Source organism: Flavobacterium alvei (assembly GCF_002920895.1).
GTDB lineage: Bacteria > Bacteroidota > Bacteroidia > Flavobacteriales > Flavobacteriaceae > Flavobacterium > Flavobacterium alvei.
Map to the genome: position 1 here is coordinate 188583 of NZ_PQVG01000001.1, position 13996 is coordinate 202578.

The 13996-nt window shown below is 34.7% G+C and carries 14 protein-coding genes; 13 read left to right on the top strand and 1 reads right to left on the bottom strand.

Translation table 11 applies throughout. The features are described 5' to 3' along the window. Positions 1-28: 28 nt before the first annotated feature. Positions 29-772, bottom strand: coding sequence for an RDD family protein (locus tag C3L50_RS00845; protein ID WP_103804656.1), 744 nt, complete (start codon positions 770-772; stop codon positions 29-31). Positions 773-792: 20 nt separating this feature from the next. Here C3L50_RS00845 and C3L50_RS00850 point away from each other — a divergent pair, with 20 nt between their 5' ends. The 13 genes from C3L50_RS00850 (at position 793) to C3L50_RS00910 (ending at position 13982) form a co-directional block, all read left to right on the top strand. After that, positions 793-1758: a stage II sporulation protein M gene (locus tag C3L50_RS00850; protein ID WP_103804095.1), complete on the top strand. Its 966-nt coding sequence runs from the start codon at positions 793-795 to the stop codon at positions 1756-1758. Then, on the top strand, positions 1758-2714 hold the full coding sequence (locus tag C3L50_RS00855) for a hypothetical protein (protein ID WP_103804096.1): 957 nt from the start codon (positions 1758-1760) through the stop codon (positions 2712-2714). Before C3L50_RS00850 ends, C3L50_RS00855 begins: the two co-directional genes overlap by 1 nt. Beyond that, positions 2707-3468: a DUF4129 domain-containing protein gene (locus tag C3L50_RS00860; protein ID WP_103804098.1), complete on the top strand. Its 762-nt coding sequence runs from the start codon at positions 2707-2709 to the stop codon at positions 3466-3468. Before C3L50_RS00855 ends, C3L50_RS00860 begins: the two co-directional genes overlap by 8 nt. Next, positions 3461-4660: a hypothetical protein gene (locus C3L50_RS00865; RefSeq protein ID WP_103804099.1), complete on the top strand. Its 1200-nt coding sequence runs from the start codon at positions 3461-3463 to the stop codon at positions 4658-4660. Before C3L50_RS00860 ends, C3L50_RS00865 begins: the two co-directional genes overlap by 8 nt. 137 nt (positions 4661-4797) lie before the next feature. After that, positions 4798-5805, top strand: a complete 1008-nt coding sequence (locus C3L50_RS00870) for an AAA family ATPase (protein WP_103804101.1) — start codon at positions 4798-4800, stop codon at positions 5803-5805. A gap of 65 nt (positions 5806-5870) precedes the next feature. Then, positions 5871-6209, top strand: a complete 339-nt coding sequence (locus tag C3L50_RS00875) for a hypothetical protein (protein ID WP_103804102.1) — start codon at positions 5871-5873, stop codon at positions 6207-6209. Between the two features lie 86 nt (positions 6210-6295). Next, positions 6296-6553 (top strand): hypothetical protein, encoded by a 258-nt coding sequence (locus C3L50_RS00880; RefSeq protein WP_103804103.1) that lies wholly within the window; start codon positions 6296-6298, stop codon positions 6551-6553. Positions 6554-6655: 102 nt separating this feature from the next. Further along, positions 6656-7231, top strand: a complete 576-nt coding sequence (locus C3L50_RS00885; RefSeq protein ID WP_133158834.1) for a hypothetical protein — start codon at positions 6656-6658, stop codon at positions 7229-7231. A gap of 26 nt (positions 7232-7257) precedes the next feature. Then, positions 7258-8589: a DUF58 domain-containing protein gene (locus C3L50_RS00890; RefSeq protein WP_103804106.1), complete on the top strand. Its 1332-nt coding sequence runs from the start codon at positions 7258-7260 to the stop codon at positions 8587-8589. Between the two features lie 125 nt (positions 8590-8714). Then, positions 8715-9500, top strand: coding sequence for a TrmH family RNA methyltransferase (locus C3L50_RS00895; protein ID WP_103804108.1), 786 nt, complete (start codon positions 8715-8717; stop codon positions 9498-9500). A gap of 79 nt (positions 9501-9579) precedes the next feature. Further along, positions 9580-11130 carry a serine hydrolase gene (locus tag C3L50_RS00900; RefSeq protein WP_103804657.1) on the top strand — a complete coding sequence of 517 codons (1551 nt, stop codon included), beginning with the start codon at positions 9580-9582 and terminating at the stop codon, positions 11128-11130. A gap of 79 nt (positions 11131-11209) precedes the next feature. Next, positions 11210-13429 carry a RelA/SpoT family protein gene (locus tag C3L50_RS00905; RefSeq protein WP_103804109.1) on the top strand — a complete coding sequence of 740 codons (2220 nt, stop codon included), beginning with the start codon at positions 11210-11212 and terminating at the stop codon, positions 13427-13429. A gap of 85 nt (positions 13430-13514) precedes the next feature. Beyond that, positions 13515-13982: a Fur family transcriptional regulator gene (locus tag C3L50_RS00910; protein ID WP_103804111.1), complete on the top strand. Its 468-nt coding sequence runs from the start codon at positions 13515-13517 to the stop codon at positions 13980-13982. Positions 13983-13996: the final 14 nt, after the last annotated feature.

Below are 13996 nucleotides of genomic sequence, written 5' to 3' on the forward strand. Positions count from 1 at the left end.
TTAAATTGAAGTTCTAAAAAACTTCTTTTTACATGTTTTGAGTATAAAAATTATAATCTTTCAAAACAGTTCTTAAAAAATCTATTTGATTGCCCGATTGATTTTTTATACCTGTAACAGCTTCGATTTTTCTAGATAATTTCAAAATGGTTTCAGTGTCGTTTTTCTTTTCGGCGATTAAAAAAGTGTCTTTAATAATTCGCATATCATTATCCGAAAGCTTGATAACCAAAGGATAAATGGGCTGATATGCATCACCTATTTCCTCGAGAATCGTATTATTGATAGAAATATTATTTTTCAGCGTTATGACAGCTGTACCGGCAGCAACATCTCCCATTCGCTGCGTTTTGTTACTTACTAACATCGCAACCAATCCAATTAATCCACCCATCAAATTATTTTCGACAAGACGAAAAAGCCATCGAATAAGATAATCACCAAAACCGGCTTGATAACCGTCAATTTTCACCACTTTTATTTTTATTAATTTTTTTCCAATCGTTTGTCCTTCAAAAATACTTTCGAGTGTTACCGAATAAATCATTACTGGAAAAAAAAACAGAATTACTATCGCCATTTGAGACCAAAAATCTAACTTATCCATAATTCTTGAGATCCCTAATAAGTTGAAAAAAACATAAGCAACTACAATAACATAAGCCACTTTAATTAGGAAATCCAGTAAACTAGCCAACATTCTCTCGCCGACAGAAGCTGATTTAAAATTTATTGTAACATTTTGTGTTGTATTTATAGATAATTCTGACATATTTCTTATTTTAGCACTCGATGAGAGAAATTGCATTTATAAAAACGAATAAGGACAAATGGCTTAAATTTGAACAAGCTATTTTTGGTAAAGCTAAAAAAAATCCTGATGAAATGGCAAATTTATACATTCAATTAATGAATGATTTGTCGTATGCCCAAACTTATTATGCCAAAAGCAAAACGGTAGTTTATCTAAACTATTTAGCTTCACAGATTTACCAAAAGATTTACAAGACCAAACGAACCGAAAGCAACCGATTGGTGTATTTCTTCAAAACCGAAGTACCATTAATTCTTTACGATTACCGCAGGTATTTACTTTACGCTTTTGTGCTGTTTTTTGTAACTGTTCTCATCGGAGCAGTTTCTGCCAGATACGATGCCGATTTTGTTCGATTGATTCTTAGCGACGGCTATGTGAATAAAACGCTAGAGAACATTAAGGACGGAAATCCAGTGGCTATTTACAAATCGGGAAGCAATTGGGGCAGTTTTATTGGCATTACTTTCAATAACCTAAAAGTAGGAATGATGTGCTACATTTTTGGAATTTTTGGCGGCATTGGCACTTTCTTGATTTCGTTGCAAAATGCCATTATGTTGGGTTCTTTTCAATATTTCTTCTTCCAACAAGGGGTTTTCTGGAAAAGCGTTCGAGGTATATGGATTCACGGTGCAATGGAAATTTTCGGAATCGTGATAGAAACTGCTGCGGGTTATATTTTGGGTGCTTCTATCCTATTTCCTAAAACCTATTCGAGAATGAATTCTTTTAAAATTGGCTTCAAAAACAGTTTCAAAATATTTTTGAGTACCGTTCCATTCACGATTGCAGCGGGTTTTCTCGAAGGTTTTATCACTCGTTATTCTATTGATATGCCCAACTGGCTAAGTAGTTTTATTATTTTATTTACCTTGGCAATCATATCCTTTTATTACCTGATTTATCCTTTTATTGTTCACAAAAAAATACCTACTATCTAATGTTCGAACTCTATAAAAAGCGTGATTTAAGCGCCAATTTCTCTGACACCACTACTTTTTTCAAAACTTTTGGAAAGCATTATTTCAAAAATTATTTTGTCATCAACGGAATATTCCTGATGATTTTGGTGGTTTTGATTTATTTTATTTCCAAAGTCTATATGGAGTTGATTTTCTCCGGAATAACCAATATGCAGAACAATCCCAACTACCTGATGGCTTATTTCAACAACAATATGGCGCTCATTGTTGGTGGTTTCATCGCCACTCTTCTGCTCATTGTCATTTTGTCAATGCTCAACATTAGTTTTCCTGTCATTTACTTGAAACTTTACGAAAAAACAGGTAATACTGATTTTTCAACCCAAGAAATCATTAGCGGTTTGAAAGTAAATGTGGGCAAGATGATTTTGTTTTTTCTGGGTTGTTTGTTCATCATAATGCCAATTGCTTTCATCGTTTTAGGCTTACTTTTTTTACTATGCTTTATACTTATCGGAATTCCGTTGCTTATCATTGTAGGGTTTGCCTTTATGTCTTGGATTACGTTGTCTTATTACGAATATATCTTGAAAAATGTTGGTTTTTTCACTGCGTTGTCTCGTGGATTTGGCTTAGTCAAACAACAATTTTGGACTACAGTAGGCACCACATTTTTGATGATGATGCTGACCCAAATCATTCAAGGTTTTATCACGATGATTCCATATGTAATCAGTATGATTTGGATGTTTGTTTCTACTCAAGACATTCAAGCACAAACATCAAAAGCAGATATCTTCTCCACAATGGGAATTCTAGTCGCTGTAATAATGGTGTTTTCGGTCTTGTTGAGTTATGTTTTTAACAATTTCATCCTCATCAATCAAGGACTTATTTATTATAGTTTGCAGGAAGAAAACGAAAATAATTCTACCAAAAGTCAAATCGATTTAATTGGCACTGACTTTGAATAAAATCCTAATTATAGTATTCTTTTTCTTTTGTTCCAATATCGGAGCACAGGATTCTGTGGCTGTAGCCAAAAAGGAAAAAATCATTTTCACCGAAAAAGATATTGTTGTTGATTCGGCAACTATCGAACTGAAACCTTTTGCCAAAAATTTCAAAAAGAAATACACCGAAAAGGAATTCATTTACGAATTCAAAACACCCGAAAAAAATGCTTGGGATCGTTTCAAAGAATGGTTGTCTGATTTCTTTAAAAATTTATTCCGCTTTACTGACAACAAAACGGCCACCAATTTTGTCGATATTTTATTGAGAGTTATCGCAATTCTGATTGTTGTTGTGGTAATTTATATGATTGTAAAAGCCTTAATGAACAAAGAAGGGCAATGGATTTTTGGTAAAAACTCCGATAAAAAAATTATCAATTATGACGAAATCGAGAAAAACCTGCATTTGGTGGATTTCGAAAAACTCATTCAAAACAGCCTGAAATCTGATGAAAAACGATTGACGATTCGCTATTATTATTTGTGGTTGCTCAAAAAAATGTCCAACAATCAAATCATAGAATGGGATGTCGAAAAAACCAACTCGGATTATCTTTATGAAATAAAAGACGAAGCCCAAAAAGAGGATTTTGCTTATTTGTCGTATCTGTACAACAATATTTGGTATGGCGAATTCGAATTGGACGAAGCCACTTTTACAAAAGCCAGAAACGCTTTCGAAAAATCTATAAAAAAAATCAACAATGGATAAAACGCTGAAAATCTACATCGCCCTTTTGGTGTTGCTCATTGCGGCTATTGTTGTAATCGACAGCAATCGTCCAAAACCCATTGATTGGACACCAACCTTTTCCCTCAAAGACAAAATCCCTTACGGAATGTATGTTTTTGACCAAGAAATTGAGTCGCTTTTGAAAGGTCAAAAAATCAGGAAATTCAACACGACTCCTTATGAATATTTCGACAGCAAATACGATTATGATTCCCTCGTGAATGATTACCGAATAAAAGGAACTTTTCTAAGTATTTCCAAAATGGCAGATTTTGACGCAGCATCAATTACCGAAATTTGTACGTTTGTCAATCACGGAAACAATGCTTTTATTAGTTCCGAAATGATTCCGAATACCTTGTTGGACAGTTTGAACCTGAAAATGGACAGCGAATACAAATACTCGGACAGTATTTACAATTGGGTCGCTAACAAAAAACTGGGCAACCAAAAATACAAAATCACCGAAGGCGTCAACAATAATTATTTTTCCAAAATCGACACGTTGAACACCACGGTTTTAGGCTATCAAAATGGTGACAGCACGAGAGTCAATTTTATAAAAGTGAACTATAAAACTGGTGTATTTTATTTGCATACGCAACCCGTGGCGTTTACCAATTTTCATTTATTGAAAGGCAATCATCGCGAATATGCCGAAAAAGTCTTGTCTTACATCCCGAAAGGAAAAGTGTTTTGGCATATCAAAGACCAAACTGGGGAAATAATTTCGGATTCGCCAATGCGGTATATTTTGAGTCAACCCGCGCTAAAATGGGCTTGGTACATTTTCTTGATTGGAATGCTTGTGTTTATCTTTTTCAATGCCAAACGAAAACAACGAATCGTTCCAATTATCAAACCGCTCGCCAACACAACGGTCGATTTTACCAAAACCATCGGGAATTTGTATTATCAAGAAGGCGATCACAACAACATTATCGATAAAAAAATTATTTATTTTCTCGAAAAAATTCGCAACGAATACTTGATGGAAACCCATAGATTGGACGATGATTTCATTAAAAAATTGCACCATAAATCAGGAAAAAAACTGGAAGATATTCAAAACGTGGTCTCGTTAATAAACGCCTATCGAAAAAACAATTACATAAGCATTGAAGACGATTTGCTTCAAATTAATAATGCTATAGAAAAAGTGACTAACTAATCAACAATTTATAAAAACCACAAATTACACAAATTTTCACAAATTTTTTTTACCTAAATAGGAATTTGTGCAATTCAAAACAACGATGAATTTGTGAAAATCTGTGTAATTTGTGGTAAAAAAAATAAAACAAAAATATGGAAGAAATAACCAACACCGAAAATTCAACCGAAAACGTAAATTTTCAATCCCGAATCAACTTGGAACCGCTTTTGGAAAGCATCAACACCATCAAACAGGAACTGGGAACTGTTATCGTGGGACAAAACAAAATGATTGACCAATTGTTGGTTGCCATTTTGTCGAACGGTCACGTTTTGCTCGAAGGCGTTCCCGGTGTTGCCAAAACCATCACGGCAAAACTATTGTCCAAAACCTTGAATATTGGCTTCAGCCGAATCCAGTTCACGCCCGATTTAATGCCTTCGGATATTTTGGGAACCTCGGTTTTCGACTTGAAAAAATCGGAATTCGAATTCAAAAAAGGTCCTATTTTTTCGAACTTGATATTGATTGACGAAATCAATCGTGCTCCGGCAAAAACCCAAGCCGCCCTTTTTGAAGTGATGGAAGAACGCCAAATCACTATCGATGGGACTACTTATATTTTGGACACGCCTTTTTTAGTAATTGCCACCCAAAACCCTATCGAACAAGAAGGAACTTATCGTTTGCCGGAAGCGCAATTAGACCGTTTTCTGTTCAAAATCTCCATCGATTATCCAAAAATGGACGAGGAAATCCTGATTATCCAAAGAGAACATTTACTCCAAAACCAAGGTAAACTCGACAATATCAAAACCTTGCTTTCTTCGGAGGAAATCAAGCACTATCAAGCCTTGGTCAAACAAATTATTGTTGAGCAAAACCTGTTGGAATACATTGCCAAAATCGTGATCAACACCCGCGAAAACGCCTTTTTGTATCTCGGTGCTTCGCCTCGTGCTTCCATCGCCATCTTGAATGCTGCCAAAGGTTTTGCCGCTATCCGAGGACGTGATTTCGTGACGCCGGAAGACATCAAGGAAGCCGCCATTCCTGTGTTACAACACCGTGTCATCGTAACGCCAGAACGCGAAATGGAAGGCATTACGAGTATTGAAATTATCAAACAGATATTGGAAAGCGTGGAGATTCCGAGGTAGAAAATGGCACACAGATGAAACGGATGGAACGGATTTTCACAAATTAATATAAAACAAATAAGAATATGAAAAAAACAATCTCAACCATTATTCTTCTTTTATCTTTTTCAATTTATTCTCAAAATAGATATGAACTCGTCGATGAAGGAAAAGACAAATTATTTCTATCAGACTCAATATCAAAAATGGCAGTAAAAAATTTGATAACAGATAAACCAATAGTAGTAATTGATGGAAAACCATTTCGATATCAAGATTTAGAAAATCAAAAATTATTATTAAACAAAGCAGAAATTGAAAAAATTGTGGCAATTGATAAACAAAAAGGAATAGCAATTTTTGGAAGTTTTGGAGAAGCAGGCGTTATAATTATTACGACAAATAGCCCCCAAAAAGACAATTAAACATTTGACCACTTTGTCAAAGTTTTGAACTTTGACAAAGTATAAAATATTAAGCCTTTACTCAAATTGTCAAATATCTAACCACTATGAAAAAAAAATATAGTAACACCTTATATTTAGCAATTACAATTTTTGCTATGGTGATTTTTTACTTGAATAGTCCTTATTACATAGAAAAACAATTTTGGAAATATAATAACGGAAAACATATTGGTGATGTTATCAATAACATTAAACAAATAGATAATTCTAAATGTCAAATCGTATTCTGTTTTGGGAAAAAATTAATTATTGAAGATTTAAAAACTGGAGAAAATGGTTATTATGAAAACAAAAACTGGTAGTGATAAACCAAACTGGATTAATGCATTAAAATTTCAAAATAGTTTATGTTTAATTCTCAGTTTTAATCATCATAAAAATTATAACATTAAATTAGTTGAATAATGAGAATTAACATCTACTATGTATTCTTAATTTTATTAACATCATGTTCAGGCAGACAATTCTCACTTGAGCAGTATCAAAATTACCCCGTGAAATTTGCAAAAGAAAAAATTAAATATCCTGACGGTTCATTTGAGTTATTCTTACCAAAAAATTGGAACTGGAAAGTTGAAAATTACGAAAATAAAAGTGAAATAATATTAGGAATTGATGCTATATCTAAACCAGATAAAGAAAATTATATTAATATAATTTCTATCCAAAAAACTAAAGGATTTAGTATTGATAAAAGTTTAGAATCTGAATATAATATGGCTTTAAATAACTTTCAGAAAAACAAAAGTTTAAAACTTATTGAATCAGGAAAAACAAAACTATTAGAGAATTTGTCGTATTATATTCATTCAAAATCAAATACTGGAAATTATGGAGAAGTTGAAATTATAACATTAATCACAAAAAGTAATGACAATAATTTTTACCATTTAACAGTATCAGCATCAACTACAAAAGAGTTAAAATTAAATATGGCGGTAATGATACAATGCTTAAAAACATTTAAACAATATAAATAATTTTCAAGGTTCCAAACTCAAAAACTATGAAACTATTAAAAAGTTTATACATTAACAATTTCTTTTTCTATGCGCTTTTGGGCGTGGTGGGATTATTTGTTTTGGCCTTCATATTTCCTGCATTGTACAACGCCACTTGGTATGTTTTGTTGATGTTGTTGACTTTTTTGGTTTTGGATGTCCTGATTTTGTTTTTTACCAAAAACGGTATCGAAGGCAGTCGAATGATGCCCGAAAAATTGTCCAATGGCGATGAAAACGAAATAAGAGTCGGCATCAAAAACTATTATACTTTCCCGATTTCGGTAAAAATAATTGACGAAATTCCTTTTCAATTTCAGGTTCGTAATTTTGAAATCAAGCAAAAAATCAAGGCTTCTTCGGAAAAAGAAATCCAATATTATTTGCGTCCCACCGAGCGTGGGGAATATTATTTCGGGAATTTGAATCTGTATGTTTCTTCGCCCCTATTTCTAATTTCGAGACGATTCCAATTCGACAAGGAGCGAATGGTGCCGACTTATCCGTCCTACATTCAGCTGCGAAAATACAGTTTGATGGCTTTTTCTAACAATTTGTTTCAATACGGCATCAAGAAAATCCGCAGAATTGGTCACACAATGGAATTTGAGCAAATCAAGGAATACAATCAAGGCGACGACATCCGAACCTTGAACTGGAAAGCCACTGCCAAGAAAAACGCCTTGATGGTCAATCAATTCCAAGACGAAAAATCGCAATCGGTTTACATGATTATCGACAAAGGTCGCGTGATGAAAATGCCTTTCAACGGCTTGAGTTTGCTGGATTATGCTATCAACGCAACATTAGTTTTATCGAATGTCATCTTGAAAAAACAGGACAAAGCGGGAATGTTGACCTTTTCGAAAAAAGTGGAAAATCGTGTTTTTGCCGAAAGGCGTGCTTCGCAAATGCACAAAATTCTGGAAACCTTGTACAACATCAAAACCGATTTTTTCGAAAGTGATTTCAGCCGTTTGTACACCGACATCAAGAAAAACATCAATCAAAGAAGTTTGATCGTTTTGTACACCAATTTCGAAACGATGGACGGTTTGCATCGCCAATTGCCGTATCTGAAAGGCATTGCCAAAAACCATTTGTTGGTCGTGGTTTTCTTCCAAAATACCGAACTCAACGAACTCATCAGCAAAAAAGCCGAAAACATCCAAGAAGTTTATGATAAGGTGATTGCAGAGAAATTTTCGTTCGAAAAACGATTAATCGTCAACGAACTCAAGAAATACGGCATTTATTCCGTCCTCACCCAACCCGAAAACCTGACTTTGGACACCATCAACAAATATTTGGAAATCAAGGCGAGAGGGATTTTATAGATTTTAGATTAACGATTTCAGATTTGAAACATAGCACCGAAAAATCTGTGAAAATCTGTGAAATCTGTGGCAAAAGAAAAAAACCTGAGTACCTTTGCAACTTAGTCTCTCAGAACCTTCAAAAAATGAAACAAATCACTTCCGTTCAAAATCCATTCATCAAATCCTTGGTGCTATTGCAGGAAAAAGCAAAAGCCCGCAAACAATCCGGCACTTTCTTGATTGAAGGCAAAAGAGAAATCGAAATTGCGATGAAAGGCGGTTACGAAATGGAAACGATTTTGTTTTTGCCCGAATTAATCTCGGAAACCGAACCCAGAAAACTTTCCAAAACAGCTGAATTAATCGAAATTTCGAAAGAAGTCTATCAAAAACTGGCGTATCGCGATACCACCGAAGGCATTTTGGCCGTGGCCAAATCGAAATCCCTGCAATTGTTGGATTTGAAATTATCCAAAAACCCTTTGATTCTCGTGGCCGAAGCTCCCGAAAAGCCAGGAAATATTGGTGCACTATTACGCACCGCCGATGCAGCAAATCTGGATGCCGTGATTATTGCCAATCCCAAAAGTGATTTATACAATCCGAATATCGTTCGCTCCAGCGTGGGTTGCTTATTTACCAACCAAATCGCCACGGGAACCACGACCGAAATTATTGCTTTTTTAAAAGATCAAAACATCAATATTTTTTGTGCGACTTTGCAAAATTCAACTTCCTACCATACCCAAGATTACACCAGTCCGACCGCTTTGGTTGTCGGCACGGAAGCCACGGGACTAACCCAAGAATGGCGAGATGCCGCCACACAAAACATCATCATCCCAATGCAAGGCGAAATTGACAGTATGAACGTTTCGGTTGCCGCTGCCATCTTGATTTACGAAGCCAAAAGACAAAGGGGATTTTGATTTTCGATTGTAGATTAACGATTTTGAATTCAGATTTATTGAAATAGATTAGTGATTTTAGAAATAAAAAATTATGAAAATGAAAAAAATAATTTCCTTAGTAATATTGCTTGTTAATTATCATTCTTTCGCACAAATTAGCGAAAAACAAGTTGATGAATTAGTCGAAAACACGCTAAAAAGCTTTAACGTACCTGGAATTGCTGTGGCTATTGTTAAGGACGGAAAAGTGGTTCTTGCTAAAGGCTACGGACTAAAATCGATCCTGACCAAAGAGAAAGTGGATGCCAACACCTTGTTCGGGATTGCTTCAAACAGCAAGGCTTTTACCACTGCAGCTTTGGCGATGTTAGTCGATGAAAAAAAGCTCAACTGGGACGATAAGGTGATTCAATATCTTCCTGATTTCAAAATGTACAACGACTATGTAACCAATGAATTTACGATTCGGGATTTGGTGACGCACCGCAGTGGATTGGGACTTGGCGCAGGCGATTTGATGATTTGGCCAGACGGAAGCGATTTTAAAGCAACGGACATCATCGACAATTTGAAGTATTTAAAACCTGTTTCGGCTTTTAGGACCAAATACGATTACGACAATTTATTGTACATCGTGGCTGGCGAAGTCATTGCGAAAGTGAGTGGAAAATCGTGGTGTAATTTTATCGAAGAACGCATTATGAAACCTTTGGAAATGAATCATAGTGCAGCTTCTTTTGTGCGATTAAAAGATAGCACCAATATTATTGCGCCACACGTTCCGACAGATGGGAAACTAAAAATAATTTCACGTTATAAAAACCAAACTTTCGATGCGGCTGCCGGAATTTATTCGAATGTAAACGATTTGAGCAAATGGATGATTCTGCAATTGCAAAACGGGAAATATGGCTCAGAAAAGCAATTTCAATTATTTTCAAAAAAAGAGCAAAACGAAATGTGGAGCCTTCAAACTATCATTCCCGCCAATACAAGACCTCCTTATAATACTCATTTCAGCGGATATGGATTGGGTTGGTTTTTGAGCGATGTTAAAGGTTACAAACAAGTCACTCACACGGGCGGACTCGAAGGAATTGTTACTCAAACCACCTTATTTCCAGAACTGAACCTGGGAATTGTAGTTTTGACTAATCAGCAATCGGGAGCAGCTTTTACGGCCATTACCAATACCATCAAAGACAGTTATCTCGACATTCCGTACACCAATTATGTCGAAATTTATAGCAAAAGAGAAAAAGACAATATCACCGAAGCGGATAAAACAACCTCTGAAGTTTGGGCAACAATTGCCAATAATCTAAAAGAAAAAAAGAAAATTGACCTAAAAAATTATGCAGGTGTCTTTGTTGACAATTGGTTTGGGAAAATTGAGCTTTCAGAAAAAAAAGGAAAATTATTTTTCAAATCGGTTCGTTCTCCTCAACTTGCGGGCGAAGTTTTCTTTTACAAAGACACTACTTTTGTTGTAAAATGGAATACACGAAGCTTCAATGCCGATGCGTTCTTACTATTTGAAATGGATGAAAACGGAAAATCAAACGGTTTAAAGATGAAACCGATTTCAGACTTAACCGATTTTAGTTATGATTTTCAAGATTTAGATTTTGTTAGAGTTAAAGAATAATTTTAAACACGATAAATTTTAATCCCGGTTTGCATATCTCATTAGTTATGCCTATTTTTAAGAAATCAACCATTTTTTTATGTTAGAAATAGATTTAGAAAAGGAAAACAAAGCGATATTACAGGAATACAAAGAGTTACTTCGAATTAGTTACCAAACTTTAAGCCCCGAAGACAAGAAACTCATTCGTAAAGCTTTTGATGTAGCTATGGATGCGCACAAAGATCAGCGTAGAAAATCGGGAGAAGCTTACTTTTTCCATCCTATTGCTGTGGCCAAAATTGTAGCTTCGGAAATTGGTTTGGGAGCCACTGCCATCGCGGCTGCCTTGATGCACGATGTTGTAGAAGACACACCGATAACGGTTGAAGATATTGAAAAAATGTTCAATCCCAAAGTGGCACAACTAGTAGAAGGATTGACCAAAATTTCGAAAGTTCAAAAAGAAATGAACGTTTCGATGCAAGCCGAGAATTTCAGAAAAATGCTTTTAACGCTTCACGATGATGTGCGTGTGATTCTAATAAAAATTGCCGATAGACTGCATAATATGCAAACTTTAGGCAATATGGAAGATCACAAACAGATTAAAATTGCCTCCGAAACCTTATATATTTATGCTCCTTTGGCTCACCGATTGGGCTTGTATAAAATCAAAAACAAACTCGAAGATTTAGGTTTAAAATATACCGAACCAGAAACCTACAACGACATTGTAAGTAAAATAAAAGAAACCAAAGAAGAGCAAGACGCTTACATAAAAGATATTTCTGATATTCTAAAAAAAGCATTAGATACAGAAAAGCTCGATTATATCATTAAAGGAAGACCCAAATCTATTTATTCTATTTATAGAAAAATGAAAGTTCAGGGAGTTGGATTTGATGAAGTTTATGACAAATTTGCTTTGCGAATTGTTTACAAATCAAGCCCTCACGAAGAAAAATTCTTGGCGTGGAAAATTTACTCCATAGTAACCGATCATTACAGACCCAGTCCTAGCCGATTAAGAGATTGGATTTCTTCTCCAAAAACCACGGGTTATGAAGCCTTGCACATCACAGTTATGGGACCAAAAGGTCGCTGGGTTGAAGTGCAAGTAAGAAGCGAACGAATGGACGAAATTGCCGAAAAAGGATATGCAGCCCATTACAAATACAAACAAGGCGGATCTGAAGAAAGTGGTTTAGACATTTGGCTTAACCTTTTAAAAGAAGCCTTAGAAAGTTCAGAAACCAATGCGGTAGATTTTGTAGAAGATTTTAAAATGAATTTATATTCAAAAGAAATCTTTGTGTTTACTCCAAAAGGAGAAATAAAATCACTGCCAAAAGGGGCTACATCATTAGATTTTGCTTTCAGCATCCACTCCGAAGTTGGAATTCGTACACGAGGAACACGCGTCAACGGGAAATTAGTTCCATTGAATCACGAATTAAAAAGTGGCGATCAAATTGAAATTATTACCTCTCAATATCAAAAACCCACTTTGAACTGGCTTGATTATGTAACGACTTCTAGGGCAAAAACTAAAATTAAAAATGTTTTAAACGAAAATACCAAAAAAATAGCCGAAGAAGGAAAAGAAGTACTTACCCGAAAACTCAAACACTTAAAAATCACTTTGAGCGAATCGGTAGTCAATGAATTGGTCAATTATTTTAAATTAAAAACCAGTTTAGATTTGTTTTACCGTGTGGGAGTTGGCGCTATCGAAAACCAACAATTAAAAGACTTCGCTGCCCAAAAAAGCAACACTTTTATCAATTTTTTCAAGAATAAAATCAAGAGAAATTCAAGCACAGCAAGCGAAGACATTCACAAACAAGTGCTCAATAGCAATTATGACATGCTGGTTTTTGGATCTGACCAAGATAAACTAGATTACAAATTATCCACCTGTTGCAATCCTATTCCAGGTGACGAAGTTTTTGGTTTTGTCACTATAAATGAAGGAATTAAAGTTCACAAAAGAGATTGTCCAAACGCCATAAGTCTTCAATCGAATTATGCGTATCGAATTATGCAAGCCAAGTGGATCGACTCTTCACAACAAGAATTTAAAGCGATATTGCATATTACAGGAATGGACACCATTGGATTAACCAATAAATTGACCAAAGTAATTTCTGATAATATGAATGTGAATATCCAAAGTATTTCCTTGAGTGGCGATGCGGGAATTTTCAACGGACAAATAGCCGTAATCGTTCAAAACAATAACATTTTGAAAAGATTAATCGATAATATCAAGCAAATTGACGGTATTGATAAAGTGAGTCGTGAATACAATAATTAACAAAAAGAGAGAAATATGTTTAGTTCTTGGTTTATTCTAACCTTTTAAACTTCTAAACTAAAAAATAAAATTTATCTTTGCAGATATGACACAGATTTCAGTTGATAATAGTAGTAATCAAGAAATTGTAAAAAATGTTTTTACACTCTATCTTGAAAATAAAGGACATCGCAAAACGCCTGAACGCTATGCTATACTCCAAGAAATATATGATAGCGAAGAACATTTTGATATAGAAAATTTGTATATCAAAATGAAAAATAAAAACTACCGTGTGAGTCGAGCTACACTATACAACACCATAGAACTTTTATTAGAATCAGGTTTGGTGCGCAAACATCAATTTGGACAAAATCAGGCTCATTACGAAAAATCCTATTTCGACAAGCAACACGACCATATAATAATGACCGATACTGGCGAAGTTATCGAATTTTGTGATCCTAGAATTCAAACTATCAAAAAAACGATCGAAGATATTTTTGATATAGACATTACAAATCATTCCCTATATCTATACGGAACAAAACGAAAAAAAGAAATAACAAACTAACTACAAATAAAAAT